Annotated in this window: 10 protein-coding genes; 8 read left to right on the top strand and 2 right to left on the bottom strand. The window is 34.9% G+C overall.

The window, feature by feature from the left end:
- Positions 1–10 precede the first annotated feature (10 nt).
- On the bottom strand, positions 11–3,214 hold the full coding sequence (locus tag OZP10_RS22175) for a SusC/RagA family TonB-linked outer membrane protein (protein WP_281632831.1): 3,204 nt from the start codon (positions 3,212–3,214) through the stop codon (positions 11–13).
- 928 nt (positions 3,215–4,142) lie between these two features.
- On the opposite strand from OZP10_RS22175, the gene OZP10_RS22170 reads away from it, so the two are divergent.
- Positions 4,143–6,347, top strand: coding sequence for an alpha-galactosidase (locus OZP10_RS22170; protein ID WP_281632830.1), 2,205 nt, complete (start codon positions 4,143–4,145; stop codon positions 6,345–6,347).
- Positions 6,348–6,676: 329 nt separating this feature from the next.
- Here OZP10_RS22170 and OZP10_RS22165 read toward each other — a convergent pair whose 3' ends face one another.
- The gene (locus tag OZP10_RS22165; protein WP_281632829.1) at positions 6,677–7,522 is read right to left on the bottom strand and encodes an AraC family transcriptional regulator; all 846 of its coding nucleotides are present in this window, start codon (positions 7,520–7,522) and stop codon (positions 6,677–6,679) included.
- A 179-nt stretch (positions 7,523–7,701) separates the two neighbouring features.
- Between OZP10_RS22165 and OZP10_RS22160 the strand changes: the two genes are divergently transcribed.
- The 7 genes from OZP10_RS22160 to OZP10_RS22130 all read left to right on the top strand — a co-directional run bounded on the left by OZP10_RS22160 (position 7,702) and on the right by OZP10_RS22130 (position 19,836).
- The gene (locus tag OZP10_RS22160; protein ID WP_281632828.1) at positions 7,702–8,616 is read left to right on the top strand and encodes a dihydrodipicolinate synthase family protein; all 915 of its coding nucleotides are present in this window, start codon (positions 7,702–7,704) and stop codon (positions 8,614–8,616) included.
- A 197-nt stretch (positions 8,617–8,813) separates the two neighbouring features.
- Entirely contained in the window at positions 8,814–10,397 is a 1,584-nt protein-coding gene (locus OZP10_RS22155) for an aldehyde dehydrogenase (NADP(+)) (protein ID WP_281632827.1), read from the top strand.
- A 1-nt stretch (position 10,398) separates the two neighbouring features.
- A complete protein-coding gene (locus OZP10_RS22150; RefSeq protein ID WP_281632826.1) occupies positions 10,399–11,409 on the top strand; it encodes a 4-hydroxyproline epimerase in 1,011 nt (336 codons plus the stop codon).
- A 274-nt stretch (positions 11,410–11,683) separates the two neighbouring features.
- Positions 11,684–12,919, top strand: coding sequence for an NAD(P)/FAD-dependent oxidoreductase (locus OZP10_RS22145; protein WP_281632825.1), 1,236 nt, complete (start codon positions 11,684–11,686; stop codon positions 12,917–12,919).
- 3 nt (positions 12,920–12,922) lie between these two features.
- Entirely contained in the window at positions 12,923–14,221 is a 1,299-nt protein-coding gene (locus tag OZP10_RS22140) for an aminopeptidase P family protein (RefSeq protein ID WP_281632824.1), read from the top strand.
- A gap of 1 nt (position 14,222) precedes the next feature.
- Entirely contained in the window at positions 14,223–16,379 is a 2,157-nt protein-coding gene (locus OZP10_RS22135) for a S9 family peptidase (RefSeq protein WP_281632823.1), read from the top strand.
- A gap of 250 nt (positions 16,380–16,629) precedes the next feature.
- Positions 16,630–19,836 carry a SusC/RagA family TonB-linked outer membrane protein gene (locus OZP10_RS22130; protein ID WP_281632822.1) on the top strand — a complete coding sequence of 1,069 codons (3,207 nt, stop codon included), beginning with the start codon at positions 16,630–16,632 and terminating at the stop codon, positions 19,834–19,836.
- The last annotated feature ends 3 nt before the right edge of the window (positions 19,837–19,839 follow it).

Here is a 19,839-nt window from a genome sequence, read left to right as displayed (position 1 = left end):
TTTTACCTTGTTATAATTCAATGCTTACACCGATTCTGTAGATACGGGTTTGTGGATAAATTACGCCAGTTTTATTATTTGTTTCAGGGTCTAAATTGTATTGTTTCATGTGGTCAATAGAAAACAAATTAGTTCCTCCAGCATAAAACCTCGTATTTAATATTCCGAATCTAGACAAGACTTTTTCTGGTAATGTATAGGAAACTTCTAAAGATTTTAATCTGAAGAATGACGCGTCTTTTAGCCAAAAGTCCGCTTCAATATTGTTTCTCGGATCAGAATCATTGAATGCAACAGGGTATTTAGAATTTGGATTATCTGCTGTGTATCTGTCGTCGTACAACCATCTTGGAGGCGCTACAATAGCTCCTTGAGCTTGCGGAAGTATTACTTGTTTTGCTTTTGCCTGTCCTGTCCAAAGCATATCTATAGAAAAACCTTTGTATTCAGCTCTCATAGGAATTCCATAAGCAATTTTTGGTGTTGCAGATTCTGGAATTCTTACTTTATCATTAGAAGTGATGTTTCCATCGCCGTCAGTATCTTTTACCCAAAGATCACCTGGTTTTGCTCCTTCAAAATGAGGGGAATTGTCTACTTCTGCCTGAGTGCGATAAATTCCGTTTGTTTGGTATACTAACCAAGAATCGATAGCTCTTCCAGTCGATTTTTGCCAAGCTGGAATATTTTCTGCTTCATCGCGAAACAATACTTCACTTTGTGCGTAAGTAAAGTTAAAACCAACACTATATTTAAAACTATTGATATGATCGGCATAATTCACAGACCAGTCAGTACCTCTGTTTACCGTTTTTCCAATGTTTTCTTTTGGAAGAGATAATCCTGTGTACAAAGGCACAGACGCATTTCTTGCTGCTAAAATGTCAGATCTTTTATTGCTGAAATAGTCAAAAGTTGCCGTTAATTTATTTCCAAAGAATCCGAAATCAAAACCAATGTTTTTAGAATCTTGAATTTCCCATGTAATATTTGGGTTCGGAGTAGAAGAAAGATAAATACTATTGTTCAACGTATAATCTGATCCAAAATAGCTATAAAGCTGCTGATCTGTTGTTAGCTGATATCTTGTTAAGAAAAGATATTGGTTAAGATAATCCACTCCATTAATAGTCTCTCTTAAATCGTCATTACCCATTCTTCCCCAAGAAGCTCTTATTTTAAGCTGGTCAATTAATTTGATGTTATTTTTGAAGAAAGGCTCTTCAGAGATTTTCCAACCAGCACTAATAGCAGGGAACATACCCCAACGAGTAGAAGAAGGGAAGTTGAATGATCCGTTATAACGGGCAGAAACTTCGGCAAAATATTTATCATCAAAATTGTAAGCAACCCTTCCAAGGAAACTTTCACGTCCGTCTTGATATGCGCCGCCTGTAGCATTTTGTCCTTTAGTACTTCCAGTAAAAATCTGATCCAATTGATCGCTCAATAAATCTCTTCTGTAAGCATACGTTTGCGTTTTGTCCATTGTAGTCTGCTCATATCCGACAAAAGCATTTACGGCGTGTTTGTTGAATTTACGATCGTAGGCTAATTTTACGAAATACGTGTTTTGATTCGCAATTCGCTCTTCTTGCATTACGCTTGTTATGCTCGTGCTGTTTTTTACGTTATTGTAACTGTCATTGGTTTTGTCGTAAGAATAAGCATCCCACGGTTTTGTGAATTTCTTTTCACTGCGAACATTATAGTCAAATGCTGCATATCCGCTAAGTGATAATCCCTCAGTTATTCTTGGCAATTTTAATTCAAATCCAATTTTTGGATTTACAATTAAGTTTACCACGTGATCATAGCCTGCCGCTGGTGAAGACATTAAAATTGGGTTTCTACCATTTGTGATACCAGATGATGGATAACCATTTTTCCAATATGCAGGAATAAAAGGATACATACTAACCGTCTCGTGCATGATACTTCCAATGCTTACCGCAGGATAATTTCTATCTTCTTTACGAGTAGCAATGTCTAAGTTAACCTTAAAGTTCGAAGTGATATTAACATCAATATTTGATCTTAAATTGAATTGTCTGTATCTCTCGTCACTGTATCTAAGGTTACTTTCCTGATTTAAGTATTGTCCAGAAAAGAAATATTTAACCTGTTCATTACCACCATTTACAGAAAGTGAAAGGTTAGCTTGTGGAGCATCTTTTCTATAAACCTGCTTCATCCAGTCTGTACTGGTGTAATTTGGATCGTTTCCAGCTTTGTATTTGTCAATTTCTGCCTGAGTATAAGGAAGTGTTGTTCCTTTATGAGCATTCAGTTCGTTGTAATACGTCATGTATTCCCAAGAATTAACTCTTTCGCTCATTCTGGTTAACTGCTGAATACCATAAGATCCGTCAACTTTGATTGTTGGAGCACCAACTTTTCCTCTTTTGGTAGTTACCAGAATAACTCCATTTGCAGAACGAACTCCATAAATAGCTGCCGATGCATCTTTTAGAACCGTTACAGATTCAATATCATCAGGGTTTATCCTGTTCAAATCACGATCAGGAATACCATCCACAACTACAAGCGGACTTGTCCCTCCTCCAAATGAGTTAAAACCTCTAATTAAAAGAGTAGAGCTGTCATCACCAGGTCTTCCAGAACGGTTACTGGCGATTACTCCAGACATACGTCCGGCAATTCCGTTAGATACGTTTGCAGATGCATTTTGAGTTAAAACACCTCCTTTAATCGATGCAATTGCTCCCGTTGTAGAAGCTTTTTTCTGCGTTCCATACCCAACGACAACAACTTCATTTAAGGTTTGATTCTGCTCTACAAGCTGAATGCTTACTGCGTCGTCTGCACGAACTTCTTTTGTTAAAAATCCTGTATAAGAAAAAACAAGAATGCTGTTGGAGTCTGGAACTTCAATAGTAAAATTACCGTCAAAGTCTGTTACAGCTGTAATTTTTGTTCCTTTTACCAGAATGTTTACACCAGGAAGCGGTTCTCCTTGTGAGCCAGTTACTTTTCCCTTTATTAGTTTTTCTATGGCAAAAGATGTGCTTTTGCTGTTTGTCAGAGCTAAATTAGTAGTCAGTTTATTAGAGAATTTACTCTCTTTTAACTCTGCTGCAAAAGAAGTTTGTAAAGTAAGTGCTAGTAAGGCTCCTGATGTTAGTTTGGTTATCTTCCATTTTTCAGAAGAGAGCCAATCTTTTGTTGGTTTTTGTTTGGTTAATAAAATCATGTTTTGTTGGTTTTTGTTGGTTAGTACTTTATTCTCTCGTGGTCCGTTTTTTATCTATTTTTCATTTTGGAGAAACAAAATGCCTTGAGCTCCTGCAGATTGTTTGTGAAAAAAGAGATAAATGTGAAATCCAAATGTATAAATGTTTCTAAGTCAACACATACCAGTACCTACCAGTTTTTTGCGATATTTGTAAAAAACACGATTTATTTACGATAATATTAAAAGTAAAGTGGGTAATATATGCATAAAATATAAATCAAGGTTATTTGAATAAATAGCTATATATTCTTGTTTTTTGCAGATTATTTTACTCTTGTTTATTTGGAGATTCTTTTTTTTGAATAAGAGGAATGAATGGGTGTGATAGAATGATGGTTTTAATTTTTAAAAGTGGGTAATATAGTATCAGAATTTTCTTTTTGGAATAATTTTGAATTTTTTAAATAGTTTTATTTTTTTAACCATACCAGTCGGTAATTTTAAGCTAATATGTAGGACTAAGCTTGTAAATGTTTTGTCCTGTTTTACGATTAAGAACCTTTTTTAGGTAATAAAATATCATAATCGGTAAAAAAATGTATAAAAATTATCAAAAGTCTATTTTTAAAATATTTTGTTTTTAATATTGAAAAAGCAACGCAGTAAGACGCAATAATTGGATTTAATTATATTTTGCTATTTTTGGACTTCATTTCTTCATAATTTAAAAATGGTCTACCAGAGCTCAAAACCATTTTTATTATGAATTATACCAACTATGTTCCTCTATGGGTATAATTAAATGAATTTTTTCTCGTGGTTTGATTGATAAATGTGATGCACGGAGTTTCTATAGAATTTCAATTATAATCTGAAAAAGATTGTTTTTGGCTTCTTTTTAGAAATCTTCAAAAACGAATATTCACTATTGTTAATTAAAATTTTTATGAAAAAAGCACTATTTCTATTAGTTCTGACCACTCTCTTTTGGAAGACTAATGCACAAAATGATCCCATCGCTATTGAAACCCAGAATACCGCATTAATCTTAAAAGTGGCAAAAAGCGGATTGCTTTATCAATCTTATTTAGGAGCAAAACTGGAAGTTTCGGCATATAATGTACTTTCTAAAGAGACAGAGAGAACATTTGTTATAAACGACGGAAATCCGTTGCTTAATTTAAGACATCAAGCGTATCCAACGTACGGAACCGATAATTTATTTGAATCTGCTATCCGTATGACACATAATGACGGAAACCCTGCTTTGGAGTTAGTGTACGTAAGACATCAGACAACAAAAATAGATGGCAATACTACTGAAACTATTATAAAAATGAAAGATCCAGTTTATCATGTAGAAGTGACTTTACATTATAAAGCTTTCTATAAAGAGAATGTTATTGAGCAATGGACTGAAATTGTACACCGCGAAAAGAAACCGGTAACGTTGTACAACTATGCTTCGTCTATGCTGCATTTTGATGCGGATAAATATTGGCTGACTCAGTTTCATGGCGATTGGGCTAAAGAAGTTAGAATGCAAGAAAGCGAATTAACCAGTGGAGCCAAAGTAATTGATTCTAAATTGGGAGTAAGAACCAATATGTACCAGACGCCAGTTTTCTTTTTAGCATTAAACGACAAAGCCAAAGAAGATAGTGGCGAGCTTGTTGCGGGAACAATCGCTTGGTCGGGAAATTTTAAATTTACTTTTGAGCTTGATAATAAAAATTCGTTAAGAATTAGTTCTGGAATTAATCCGTTTGCTTCAGAATATAGTCTTCAGCCTGGCGAAGTTTTTACGACTCCTTCTTTTATTTATACTTTTTCAAATAAAGGAAAAGGGCAGGCGAGCAGGAATTTACATTCTTGGGCAAAAAACTATGGTGTGAAAGATGGCGACAAACCTCGTTTGACTTTACTGAACAATTGGGAAACTACCTTTTTTAATTTCGATGAAAAGAAATTGACAGATATGTTTGAAGATTCGAAAACATTGGGCGTTGATATGTTTTTATTAGACGACGGATGGTTTGGAAATAAATACCCAAGAAGCGGTGATAAATCAGGTTTGGGAGATTGGCAGGCAACAAAAACAAAATTGCCAAATGGTCTTGGCTTTTTAATGCAGCAGGCAGAGAAAACTGGAGTAAAATTCGGAATTTGGATTGAACCCGAAATGGTTAATCCGAAAAGCGAATTGTATGAAAAACATCCAGATTGGGTTTTAAAATTGCCAAATAGAGAGGAGAGTTATTACAGAACACAATTGGTTTTGGATTTATCGAATCCTAAAGTGCAGGATTTTGTGTTTAAAACGGTGGACGATATTATGCAGACCAATGGAGGTGTAGCATTTTTTAAATGGGATTGCAACCGAATGATGACCAATGCGTATTCTACTTATTTAAAAAATCAGCAATCTCATTTATTTATCGAATATACCAGAGGATTGTATAAAGTTTTGGAGCGAATTAAAACCAAATATCCGCATTTACCAATGATGCTTTGCGCAGGAGGCGGAGGAAGAACAGATTATGCTTTCTTAAAATATTTCACAGAATTTTGGGCTAGTGATAATACCGATCCTTACAATAGAGTATTTATTCAATGGGGATATTCGCAGTTTTTTCCAGCTTTTACGATTTGTAATCACGTAACATCATGGGGAAATCAGTCTATTAAATTCAAAACAGACGTTGCCATGATGGGTAAATTAGGTTTTGATATTAATGTAAAAGAACTGAAAGAAAAAGAAATAAAATATACTCAGGATGCAGTTGCCAATTATAAAAGATTAAGCCCTGTAATCTGGCATGGCGATATGTACCGAATTGTTTCTCCTTACGAAGACAGTCGTGCTGTATTAATGTATGTTGACGAATCAAAGAACAAAGCCGTTTTATTTTCGTATACGCTTCATCCGCTTTATGATCCGCAATATAATTTGGTTCGTTTTAAAGGTTTAGACTCCAATAAAACGTATAAAGTAGAAGAAATTAATTTAATGCCTGAGGCAAAGCAAACACTACAAGAATCTGGAGCATCTTTTACAGGAGATTATTTAATGAATGTAGGATTAAGAGTTTCTTCTTCAAAAGTTGAATCGAGTGTAGTGCTTGAAATCACAGCAGTATCTGGTAAATAAAAAAAAGATTTTTTATATAGCAAAACAGCTGTTTAATGTCGTTTAAAACAACGAGATTAAACAGCTGATTTGTTTTTAACCCAAAGTAAATTTGTAGAGACGCACCGCAGTGCGTCTACGCAACGTATATCCATAATGCATTAAACACACGCATCTACGTACCGAATATTCACAATATGTTAGACGCACTGCAGTACGTCTCTACGGAATATTGGAACGGAATAGGATTGACAATCTGTTAGGTGAAATTTCGAGGTTTTAATTAAAATATCACGTATATCTGTAGAGACGCACCGCAGTGCGTCTACGTAAAGTATATCTGCAGTATATTACAAGTTCAGTTTTCTATATTGCAAAGGCGAAAGCTGTTTTAATTCCTTAAACTTTCGGTTAAAATTGGAAATATTATTGAACCCGCATAATTCGGCAATTTCCAAAACAGAGAGTTCTTCATTATTAGATAATAACTTTGCGGCTCTCTCAATACGTACTTCAATTAGAAATTGAAAAAATGACTTGTTGGTCCGGACCTTAAAATACCGGCAAAAGGCATTTTTTGTCATACTCGCAATCGAAGCAATTTCATCTAATGTGATGTTTTTATGAAAATTGGTCATGACATATTCAAATACAATCTGCATTCTTTTTCCTTCATTGTCCGTAATTTTCTTTTGATACAAATAATTAGAAAGAGGAGTAGTTTCTGATGTAGAAAGCCATTTCATAATATCTAGAAATAATATAAAACGAGTATAGCTATCGGCTTTTTTCAGTTTCTTGAAATATTTGACAACCTTTTTTGGTGCGTTATGGATTATAAATCCGTTTTTACTGCTTTCTAAAATCGGATGGATATTTCTAAAAGTAGACAGCTCAAAAAAATCTTTTCCGAACGAATTGAAGGTAAAAAATAAAGTACGCATTACTGAAACTACATTTTCCTGAATATCGCTTCTAAACACATGTGGCAAATTACTTCCAATTACCAATATATCACCTTCACGGTATTGCGAAATAGTATCGCCGGCAAAAACGGCTCCTTCTCCTTTTTCAATAAAACTAATTTGAATTTCTTCATGCTGATGCAATTTATCATAAAATGAAACTTCGATATCTTCTTGATATATAAGGGGATCTTCTCCAGATTTTGGAATTTTGAATGGGAAAACTTTCATATAGTGGTTAGTTAGTTATAATCAAATATATTGCATTTGAATAAAAAAATGATGCTATAATGTTCTGTTTTTTAAGTTTTGGTGTTATAGAGGGTAATATAGTATCGTTTTGTGGTAATTTTTAAAGGGTGCGCTCTATTGTTTCTAGATAATTTTGGCCTTAATAAAAAATTAAAATTATGAGTATTCAATGGAATGGCGTTATGCCAGCGGTAACTACAAAATTTACTGCAGATGACAAATTAGACTTCAATATGTTTGAAGTTAATATGAAGGCACAATTAAATGCTGGAGTTTCAGGAATTATTTTAGGAGGCACTTTAGGTGAAGCCAGCACACTTTTAGAAGAAGAAAAAAGAGAATTAGTAAAACATACTGTTGCACTAACAGAAAATAAAGTGCCCGTAATTATGAACATTGCAGAGCAGTCTACAAAAAATGCAATTTTAGCGGCCAATAAAGCTGAACAAGATGGAGCAAAAGGATTGATGATGCTTCCTCCAATGCGTTACAAAGCATCTGATTTTGAAACGGTTACTTTCTATAGTGAAGTGGCAAAAAATACTTCACTTCCTATTATGGTTTACAACAATCCGATTGACTATAAAATTGAAGTGACATTAGATATGTTTGAAGAGTTATTAAAATATGATAACATTCAAGCAGTAAAAGAATCAACTAGAGATATTTCTAATGTTACTAGAATGATCAACCGTTTTGGAGATCGTTTAAAAATATTATCAGGAGTTGATACACTAGCATTAGAAAGTCTATTTATGGGTTCTGATGGATGGGTTTCTGGATTGGTTTGTGCTTTTCCTGAAGAAACAGTGGCAATTTACAAATTAGCAAAAGCAGGAAGATTTGATGAAGCGTTGAAAATCTACAGATGGTTCTTGCCTTTATTAGAATTGGATATTAATGCATTCTTGGTTCAGAATATCAAATTGGCAGAGGTTGCGACAGGAATTGGTTCAGAATATGTTCGTGCACCAAGATTACCATTGCAAGGAGCAGAAAGAGAAAGAGTTCTTGCAATTATTGCTGAAGGACTACGTACTAGACCAACTTTGCCAGACTATAAAAATTTATAATAGCATATTAAAGATTGGCTTAGCTTTTTAGTTTTCAGTCTCGGTTCTCAGCTTTCAGCCGCAGTCTCAGTTTTTCAGTTTCCATTTACAGTCAGGGTTTTCGGTAGCTGTGTTTACTGGGGCTGCGACTGAAACTTGAGACTAAAACCGTAGCTGAAAACTAAAATTGCTCTTAATTCATTTATAAGAAAAAAAACATGATTACAGGAAAAAATTATATAGGAAGCCAGCTAAAAGCAGGTGGTACAAAAATACTAAAAACGTTTAATCCGCTATTGAATACAGAAAATCCATGGGTTTTTACTGAGGCAACTCAAGATGAAATTGAGGAAGCAGTTGCGTTAGCCAATCAAGCATTTGAGAGTTATAAAAATTATTCGGGTATTGAAAAAGCTAAATTTTTGAACGCTATTGCTGATGAAATTTTAGCATTAGGAGACGATCTTTTAGTTCAGTACTGCACCGAATCGGGTTATCCGAGAGGCAGAGCAGAAGGAGAACGCGGAAGAACAATCGGACAGTTAAAAGCTTTTGCCGATATGCTTACAGAAGGAAGCTGGGTACAAGCCACAATAGATACTGCAATAACCGACAGACAGCCTGCACCAAAAGAAGACTTACGCAAAATGTTAGCACCTTTAGGACCAATTGTGGTTTTTGGATCAAGTAATTTTCCTTTTGCATTCTCTACAAGCGGAGGAGATACGGCTTCGGCTTTGGCTGCAGGTTGTCCTGTTATTGTAAAAAGCCATTCCATGCATATAGGAACGGGCGAAATGGTTGCTTCTGCAATTATTAAAGCAGCTCAGAAAACCAATATGCCAGAAGGTGTTTTTTCTAACCTTATTGGTGACGGAAGAACGCTTGGAACAAGTTTGGTAAAACATCCATTGGTAAAAGGAGTAGGTTTTACGGGAAGCATTAAAGGCGGACGTGCTTTGTGCGATTTAGCTGCACAGCGTCCAGAGCCAATTCCAGTGTTTGCCGAAATGGGAAGTATAAATCCAGTAGTGCTTTTACCTAACGCATTGAAAAAAAACAGCCAAAAATGGGCGACAGCCTATGCAGGTTCTATCACTTTAGGAGCGGGACAATTTTGCACAAATCCAGGTTTGCTGCTGGCTTTAAAAGGAGAAGAACTAAATGAGTTTACAGAAAATCTAGATAAGGCAATCGAAAAAATTACGCCAGGCTGCATGCTTCATCCTTCTATTTATGCTGATTTTAATAACGGAATTGCAAAAATAGAAGAACAGAACGGGGTTTCGAAAGTAGCTCAATTTAAAGGTGAGACATTACCAAATCATGGAGTTTCAACTGTTTTGAAAGTTGATGGAAAAGAATTTTTAAAAAATGCGACATTGCATAATGAAGTTTTTGGACCATTTTCTATTTTAATTGAATGCGAAAATGAAACTGAATTAATAGAAGTAATTTCTAAGTTGGAAGGACAGTTAACAGGAACAATCATTAGTGAAGAGAATGAAATTGACGCGCACAAAGGAATAATTGACGCTTTACAGAATCGCGTAGGTCGCTTAATATATAATGGTGTGCCTACTGGAGTAGAAGTTTGCGCTTCTATGCTTCATGGCGGACCTTATCCAGCATCTTCAGATTCACGTTACACAGCAGTTGGAATAGACGCAGTTTACAGATGGGTGCGTCCAGTAAGTTTTCAGAATTGGCCAGACCATTTACTGCCAGCTGAATTACAAAATGAGAATCCGTTGCAAATTGTTCGTACAGTAAATAATAAACTAACACTATCTCAAATATAAAATGGTAAAGAAAACTTTTTTTTGCGTAGATGCTCATACGTGCGGGAATCCGGTTCGGGTTGTTGCCGGTGGCGGACCAAATCTACAAGGTAATTCGATGAGCGAAAAACGGCAGCATTTCTTAAAAGAATATGACTGGATTCGTAAAGGCTTAATGTTTGAACCAAGAGGACATGATATGATGAGCGGCAGTATTTTGTATCCGCCAAGCAATCCTGAGAATGATTTTGGAATTCTGTTTATAGAAACTTCTGGATGTCTGCCAATGTGCGGACACGGAACAATTGGAACTATTACAATTGCTGTCGAAGAAGGTTTGGTGACTCCAAAAGTTCCTGGAATTATCAAAATGGAAGCGCCTGCAGGTTTAGTGCACATCGAATACCAGCAAACAGGCAAAAAAGTAGATTGGGTACGTCTGACCAACGTTAAATCCTATCTAGCTGCAGAAGGTCTTACTATTGATTGCCCAGAATTGGGCGAAATTGTATTTGATGTAGCTTACGGAGGAAATTATTACGCCATTGTAGATCCGCAAAAGAATTTTTCGGGTGTTCAAGATTTTACAGCAAGTAAAATTATTCAATACAGTCAAGAAGTTCGCAATAAGATTAATGAAAAATACCCAGATTATTTTATTCATCCTGAAAACAATACCATTAGAGACGTAACCCATATGTTGTGGACAGGATCACCTATAGATCCAACATCATCTGGCAGAAATGCTGTTTTTTATGGAGACAAAGCAATCGATCGTTCGCCATGCGGAACTGGAACATCGGCTAGAATGGCACAATTGCATGCTAAAGGGAAATTGAAAAAAGGAGAAGAGTTTATTCATGAAAGTTATATTGGAAGTAAGTTTATTGGTAAAGTCGTAGAAGAAACTTCTATTGGAGATATTCCAGCTATTGTTCCAAGCATTCAAGGCTGGGCAAAAGTGTACGGATACAATAATATTATAATTGATGAAAGCGACGATCCGTATGCATTTGGATTTCAGGTTATTTAAAAATCAGTTTATAATATAATTAAGCTGTTGGTTAAATTAAATTATTGTTTTTTGAATAGTCTCTAGTTTTAACTAAGGGATTTTAGAAATTGTAAATAAGATGGGCTTTAGCCAAATTAACATGGTTGTTGTTTAAGCTAAAACCATCTTTTACAATTTTGATTATCTCTATCTATAAGATGGAGGCAATTGATTCTAAATTAAATAAAAAATTTCATCCAACAGATTTAAAATATAATTAGCAGTTCAAAGAACTCTTAACGAAATAAAATTTATGAAAAAAGTTGCTGTTATTGGCGGTGGAATTATTGGCTTATGTTCTGCCTATTATCTTGCAAAGGAAGGTTATGAGGTGAGCGTATTTGATGAATCTGATATGAACAATGGCTGTTCGTACGGAAACGCAGGAATGATTGTACCATCTCACATTATTCCGCTGGCACAACCCGGTATGATTGCTCAAGGAATAAAATGGATGTTTGACAGCCGTAGTCCGTTTTATGTAAAACCACGTTTAAGTAAAGATTTGATAAACTGGGGAATGCAGTTTTATAAACATGCCAATGTGCGCCATGTAGAAAATGCAATGCCTGCTTTACGAGATCTTTCTTTATTAAGTAAAGAATTATATCAAGATTTTGCCAAAGAGAATAATTCTTTCTTCTATGAAGAAAAAGGACTTTTAATGCTTTACAAAAGTGATAAAGTAGGAGAAGAAATGCATCACGAAGGAAAAGAAGCAGAACGTTTGGGACTTGAAGTAGATTATCTGTCAAAAGCAGAAGTTGCACTTTTAGAGAAAGGAACCAATACCAATGTAATTGGAGGTGTTCATTATAAAAGTGATGCCCATTTGTATCCGCAGAAATTTATGTCTTTCATCAAAGAAGAATTGGCTCGTTTAAAAGTTGAAATCCATTCTCAAACCAGCGTAAGAGATTTTGTTTTAGAAGGAAATAAAATTGAAAAAATTGTTACCGATAAAGGACTTTTTAGAACTGATGAAGTGGTCTTGGCATCAGGATCTTGGAGCCCTTTTTTGGCTAAAAAACTAAATATCTCAATTTCTATTTTACCAGGTAAAGGATACAGTTTTACATTAAAAGATAAATCCCAAAAACCGAGTATTCCATCTATTTTATGTGAAGGAAAAGTGGCTGTAACTCCAATGGCAAATGATATTAGATTTGGAGGAACTATGGAAATAACACACGCCAAAGACAACAAAATAAATGCAAACCGACTTCAGGGAATTATAAACAGCATTAATGATTTCTATCCTGATATGGAAGTAGAAATGCCTAAAACTGAAGATACTTGGTTTGGCTTTAGACCATGCACGCCATCAGGAATGCCTATTATTGCCAGAGACAAAAAAGTTGTAAATTTGACCTTAGCAACAGGACATGCCATGATGGGATTAAGTCTCGCACCGGCAACAGGAAAAATTATAACAGAAATTATTTCTGGCAAACCGACTTCTGTAGCTATTGACAGATTCCAAATATAAAATATGAGATACAATGCGATTCCGGTTTCTTTGTTTATTGAAAACCGAAAAAGATTTACCGAAAAAATGCTGCCAAATAGTTTGGCTATTCTGACTTCAAACGACGTAATGCCTAATAACGCTGATGATGTTATGGGGTTTGCACAAAATAATGATTTGTTTTATCTGTCTGGAATTGATCAGGATGAAACCATTCTGGTGCTTTATCCAGATGCTTTTAAAGAAGAAAACAGAGTTATACTTTTTGTAAAAGAAGCAAATGAACATACACTTCTTTGGGATGGTAATTTTTTGACTAAAGAACAAGCAACAGCTGTTTCCGGAATCCAGAATATCAAATGGCTTCACGAATTTGAAAAGACTTTGCAGCTTTTTGCTTTTGAAGCTGACATTATTTACTTAGGTCATAATGAGCATATCAAAAGAGTAACTGCCGAAATTGAAACCAGACAAGATCGAATGATAAAATGGTGTAAAGAAAAATATCCATTGCATCAATACGATCGTGTGGCAAAAATAACTCGCGAATTACGTCCAATTAAATCGAACGAGGAAGTTGATTTAATAAAAAAAGCTACAGCACTTAGCGTTGAAGGTTTTCATAGAATTTTGAATACGATTCGTCCTAATATAAACGAATATGAATTAGAGGCCGAATTGTTGTACGCCACCGTAAAAAACGGAGGAACGAGACAAGCATTTAGATCAATTGTGGCATCTGGCGTTAATGCCTGTTCATTGCACTATAACACCAACGATGATATTTGCAGAGAGAATGAAATGGTTCTTGTTGATTTTGGAAGCTGTTATGCCAACTATAATTCAGATACCACAAGATGTATTCCGGTTAACGGAACTTTTGGTCCGAGACAAAAAGAGGTTTACGAATCTGTTTTACATTGTTTGAAAGAAGGTTCAAAATTATTGAAGCCTGGAGTTTTATCTAAAGATTATGAACTTCAAATGGCAAAATTAATTGAAACCGAATTGGTAAAACTGGGACTTATTACAGAAGAAGAAATTAAATCTCAAGATCCAGAAAAACCGGCTTACAAGAAATATTTCATGCATGGAACTGCGCATCACTTAGGATTAGATGTTCATGATGTTGGTTTGTATTCAAGACCTTTTGAAAAAGGAATGGTGCTTACTTGTGAACCTGGAATTTATATTAGAGAAGAAGGAATAGGATGCCGTTTGGAAAATGATTATCTGATAACAGAAAATGGAAATATCAATCTGAGTGAAGCCATGCCCATAGAAATCGCCGAAATTGAAAATTTAATTAAAAATAAAAAGTAAGATGAAAAAGTATTTGTTGTTTCTTCTGTTCGTATGCACCTCTGTTTTCGCACAGAAGATTGATATTAACAATCTAAATTGGTTGCCAAATTCTCATTCTTTTTGGGTGAATCAAGACAGTAATGTAGTCATTTATGATGTTGATAAACTAGATAAACAAAACACTATTTTATCGAAAGCGCAATTAGCAGCTGCTGGATTTACTGGCGAAATTGAGCAGTTGGTTTGGAACGACTCCAAAACAAAAGTTTTAGTTTATACAAATTCTAAGAAAGTATGGAGAGACAATACCAGAGGAGATTATTGGTATTTTGATTTGGCTACAGGAAAAGGAAAACAATTGGGCAAAAACTTAGACGCATCATCCTTAATGTTTGCTAAATTTTCTAGCGATAATGAAAATGTTGCCTATGTTTCAAAACACAATATATATGTTGAAAATCTGAATTCTGGAAAAATCACACCAGTAACAACTGATGGCACAGATAAAATTATTAACGGAACTTTTGATTGGGTTTATGAAGAAGAACTAGCAGCGCGTGACGGTTTTAGATGGAGTCCAGACGGAAAAAGTATTGCTTTTTGGAGAGTAGATGCTACTTCTACCAAATTCCATTTCATGATTAATAATACAGATTCGTTGTATCCGACAATTATTCCTGTAGAATATCCAAAAGCGGGAGATAAACCTTCTTCTGTAAAAATCGGAGTAGTAAATATTGATTCTCTTCAAACCAATTGGTTAGATATTCCAGGTGAACCAGATAATAATTATTTAGTTAGAATGAAATGGCTGAGCAATGAGTCTATTATGGTCGTTCAGCTAAATAGAAACCAGAATCAGGTTACGATGTACGATTGTAATGCAAAATCTGGTGCGGCGAGAGTGATTTATAAAGAAGAATCAAAAGCATGGATAGATGTATTTGATACTTCTGCTGGTGAATATGATGTTTTTCCTTGCCAGTTTGTAGACAACGGAAAAGCTTTTTTATGGAGCTCTGACGCAGATGGATGGATGCATGTTTATAAAATAAGTCTTGACGGAAAATCAAAAGAGTTAATCACTAAAACTAATTTTGATGCTTATTTTAAAGCCTATAACGAAAAAACAAAAACGATATATTTTATAGCAAGTCCAGAAGATGCTACTCAGCGTTATTTGTATGAAACGAATTTAAGTTCGAAAAAGACAAAAAGAATAACTCCAGCAATTTTTGATGGTACAAACCGATATGTTTTTTCTACAGATGCAGCTTATGCAAGACACACCAATTCTAGCATTTCAAGAGGCTACAACCAGAGATTGATTGCTTTGTCGGGGCATCAAAAGATTTATCCAAAAGAAGCAGATGTTTTTGCGGCTCCAAATCGAGATTATTCGATGGAGAAGTTTAAAGTGAAAACAGCAGATGGAGTAGAGATTGATGGAGTAATGGCAAAACCGTTAGACTTTGATCCCTCAAAAAAATATCCTGTTTTCTTTTATGTTTATGGAGAACCAATGGCTACAGTGGCTAATGATAGTCCATATTTTAATGGATTCATAAGCGAGTTGATACCAAAAGGATATATCGGAATTGCGATGGATAATAGAGGAACTCCAGCGATGAAAGGAACGCAATGGAGAAAATCAATTTATAAAAATATCGGAATTATCAATACGCGTGATCAGGCGATGGCGGCAAAAGAAGTTTTAAAATGGAACTTTATTGATTCTAATCGTGTAGCAATTCATGGCTGGAGCGGTGGAGGTGCTGTAACTTTAAATCTAATGTTTCAGTATCCAGAAATTTACAAAACAGGCGTTGCCATTGCTGCAGTAACAGATCAGCATTTTTATGATAATATTTATACAGAACGTTATATGGGATTGCCAGACGAAAATCAAGCAGCATATATTCAGGCTTCACCTGTAACTCACGCAAAAAATCTGAAAGGAAATTTACTATATATTCACGGAACGGGCGATGATAATGTGCATTATAAAAACGCAGAAGTTTTAATTAATGAATTGATCAAATACGATAAAATGTTTGATTTAATGATATATCCAAATCGTTCTCATAGTATTGATGAAGGAGAAGGAACAGAAAAACATCTGACAGATACTTTTATCAGATTTATTGAAAAAAATTGCCCGCCGGGAGCAAAATAAAAAAAATTACATATCATAAAAAGAGAGGAGAATTTCATCAAATTGAAATTCTCCTTTTTTTATGTGTTTATTTCTTTCGGTTTTGAGTTAAGTATTTGATTTTGAATTTTTTTCTAAATGGTAATATAGTAAATGTGTAATTGCGAAATTGGCATTTATAGGGTAATATAAGCAGGTTTTTCGGTAATATATTATCAGAAAAATTATCTAAAAAGCAAAATATTTGCCACATTAATTATAAAACCATTTTATGAAATTGAAGATTAATTTTAGAAAAATTGCAGTACTCTTTTTTGTACTGTTGACCAAACTGACTTTTGCCCAAGAACGGGTTGTGTCAGGAATTGTTTCAGATGAGAATGGAGTTCCATTGCCAGGTGTTGGAGTACTGGTAAAAGGAACTCAAACAGGTTCTCAGACTGATTTTGATGGGAAATATTCAATAAAAGCTGATGCAAATGCGGTTCTTGTGTTTAGCTTTATTGGAATGCAGACTAAAGAAGTTCCAGCACGCGGTAACAGCATAAACGTAAAAATGACCGCAGGATCTACACAATTGCAAGAAATTGTAGTTACAGCATTGGGACTTAAAAGAGAGAAAAAATCTCTTGGTTATGCAACACAAGAAATAAACGGAGATCAGCTGACAAAAATAAATACAGGTAACGTTTCTAATAATATTTCAGGTAAAATTGCTGGTGTAGAAATCAGACGAAATAATAATATCGGAGGTTCTACCAATGTCGTAATTCGTGGTACTAGTTCGTTAACGGGAAATAATCAGGCATTATGGGTAGTTGATGGAATTATATTGAATAATGACAATACCAATACAGCAGATCAAAAATCTGGAGGAAACAAAGGTGGTTACGATTACGGAAATGCTGCTTCCGATATTAATCCGGATGATATTGAAACGATGAACGTTTTAAAAGGCGCGGCAGCTACAGCATTGTACGGATCAAGAGCGTCAAATGGAGTTGTTATCGTGACGCTTAAAAAAGGAAGCAAAACTAAAGGCGGACTAGGATTTGATTTTAGCTCAGGAGTTAATATTGGAGTAGTAGACAAAAAGACTTTGCCAGAGTATCAAAAACAATACGGCGGAGGATATGGTGATTTTTACGGTACAGTAGATTTAGGAAGTGGGGTTCATCCTTATACAGCAACCGACGATGCGGCTTGGGGACCAAAATTTGATCCTTCATTGCTAGTTTACAACTGGAATTCGTTTTATCCAGAATTACCAACTTACGGTAAGGCAACTCCATATACAGCTGTTAAAAATGATCCAAACAGTTTTTATCAAAATAGCTTAACGTATATTAATAGTATATCTTTTTCGGCTGCAAATGATCAAGGAGATTTTAGATTTGGTTATACCAATTACAATCAGCAGCAAGCTATTCTTCCTAATAGCAATAACAGAAAAGATAATTTTAATTTTTCTGGAAGTTATAAAGTTACACCAAAAACGAGAATTTCTACATCAGCAAACTATTTGACATCTGATGCTATTGGAATGAACGAAACAGGATATGGAGATGGAGGAAATAACTATTTAAGCAGTGTTAGACAATGGTATACAACCAATGCAGATTTTAATGATCTTAGAGCGGCTTACGAATTAACAGGCAAAAATACCACATGGAATGTATACGGTCCAACCGATTTAAGAGTTCAGTTTCATGATAACCCATATTTTCAACGTTATAATAATTACAACTCATTAAAAAGAGATCGTTTCTTTGGTAATGTAGTGGTAAAAACAGAAGTTACAAATTGGTTTGACATTATGGGGCGTGGTGCCGTAGATTTTTACCATCAATTGCAAGAAGAGCGTATTGCTGTAGGTTCTAAAAGAACACCAAACGGTCTTGGTCAATATTCTAGATATGATAAAAATTTCCGCGAAATCAATTTAGATTTAGCATTAAATTTCAAAACAGGTATTACTGATGGAATCAGTTTTAATGGTATGTTAGGAGGAAACTCTAGACGTTCGGTTAGCAATTCTATCTATGCGTTAACAAATGGAGGATTGGTTGTTCCGGGAATTTATGCCTTGACCAATTCAATTGACGGAATCACAAGTCCAGAAGAACAACAGATAACTCTTGGAACTAATAGTGTTTACGGAATGGCAAGTTTTAATTTCCTTGATACCTATTTCCTTGAAGGAACTTATAGAGTAGATCAATCATCTACTTTGCCAAAAGACAATAATACCTATTCGTATCCATCGATTACAGGGACTTATATTTTCAGTAATCATATTAAAGCAGATTGGCTGTCATTTGGAAAATTGCGTCTGAATTATGCAGAAACAGGAAACGATGCACCATTTGCTGTGACTTCTACACTTTATCCTAAAAATTTCAATTTCGGACCTGGTGGAGTTCGTTTTTCTACCGATAATGATAAAAGTAATTCTGATTTGAAAAGTGAGTTGACAAAAGGAGTTGAAGCTGGTCTTGAGCTTAAGTTTTTCAAAAACAGATTAGGGGTCGATTTCTCTTACTATAAAACCAATACAACAAATCAGATTCTTTCTATAGAAACTCCAACACAGACAGGATATACAAGAGCGTGGATCAATGCTGGAAATGTTCAGAACAAAGGATTTGAGGTAACTGTTAACGCAACTCCAATAAAAACTAAAGATTTTTCATGGCAAGCTACAGTGAACTGGTCAACAAATAAAAATGAGGTAATCTCTTTAGGGGGAGCAAGTCAGATTTCATTAGGATCATTCCAAGGGGTAAATTATGTGGCAGAAGTAGGGAAACCAGTAGGACAGCTAGTTGGTTCTGGATACACTTATTTAAACGGAGAAAAAGTAATTCGTTCAAACGGAAGATACTTACAAACTGCAGGAGCTGTAATTGGTAACGTAGCTCCAGATTGGATTGGTGGTTTTAATAACGTTTTAACGTACAAGAATATTTCTTTCAATTTCTTAATTGATGTTAAAAAAGGCGGAGACGTTTATTCGCTAGATCAACAATACGGACATGCAACAGGAATTTACGAAAGTACAGTAAGTAAAAACCATAATGGAGTTCCTCAACGTGAACCAGTTGCTGACGGTGGTGGAGTATTATTAGGGGGTGTAAAACAAGATGGTACGCCAAATGATGTAACGGTAAGCGTAACTGGAGCAGACGGATACTATTTCTACAATTCTATGCCTCAGCAGGAATATGTTTATGATGCATCATATGTAAAACTACGTGAAGTTGGATTGAGCTATAAACTGCCAAAAAGATTTATAGAAAACACCTTTATTAGTAATATGGTTTTTGCTGTAAACGGAAGCAATTTATGGATTATTCACAAAAACCTGCCTTATGCAGATCCTGAAGCAGGAGCGTCTTCGGGTAATTTACAAGGCTTTCAAACTGGAGTATTGCCAACAACAAAAGAGTACAGTTTTACCATGAAAGTTCAATTCTAAAAA

Source organism: Flavobacterium luteolum, assembly GCF_027111275.1.
Taxonomy (GTDB): Bacteria; Bacteroidota; Bacteroidia; order Flavobacteriales; family Flavobacteriaceae; genus Flavobacterium; species Flavobacterium luteolum.
Note: the sequence above shows the minus strand (reverse complement) of the source record. Positions and strands in the feature narration are given on the sequence as shown.

Excerpts from the sequence above, each read along its gene's own strand:
- OZP10_RS22140 (WP_281632824.1), top strand. The coding sequence starts at position 12,923 with ATGAGATACAATGCGATTCCGGTTTCTTTGTTTATTGAAAACCGAAAA.
- OZP10_RS22160 (WP_281632828.1), top strand. The coding sequence starts at position 7,702 with ATGAGTATTCAATGGAATGGCGTTATGCCAGCGGTAACTACAAAATTT.
- OZP10_RS22175 (WP_281632831.1), bottom strand. The coding sequence starts at position 3,214 with ATGATTTTATTAACCAAACAAAAACCAACAAAAGATTGGCTCTCTTCT.
- OZP10_RS22170 (WP_281632830.1), top strand. The coding sequence starts at position 4,143 with ATGAAAAAAGCACTATTTCTATTAGTTCTGACCACTCTCTTTTGGAAG.
- OZP10_RS22150 (WP_281632826.1), top strand. The coding sequence starts at position 10,399 with ATGGTAAAGAAAACTTTTTTTTGCGTAGATGCTCATACGTGCGGGAAT.
- OZP10_RS22130 (WP_281632822.1), top strand. The coding sequence starts at position 16,630 with ATGAAATTGAAGATTAATTTTAGAAAAATTGCAGTACTCTTTTTTGTA.
- OZP10_RS22135 (WP_281632823.1), top strand. The coding sequence starts at position 14,223 with ATGAAAAAGTATTTGTTGTTTCTTCTGTTCGTATGCACCTCTGTTTTC.
- OZP10_RS22165 (WP_281632829.1), bottom strand. The coding sequence starts at position 7,522 with ATGAAAGTTTTCCCATTCAAAATTCCAAAATCTGGAGAAGATCCCCTT.
- OZP10_RS22145 (WP_281632825.1), top strand. The coding sequence starts at position 11,684 with ATGAAAAAAGTTGCTGTTATTGGCGGTGGAATTATTGGCTTATGTTCT.
- OZP10_RS22155 (WP_281632827.1), top strand. The coding sequence starts at position 8,814 with ATGATTACAGGAAAAAATTATATAGGAAGCCAGCTAAAAGCAGGTGGT.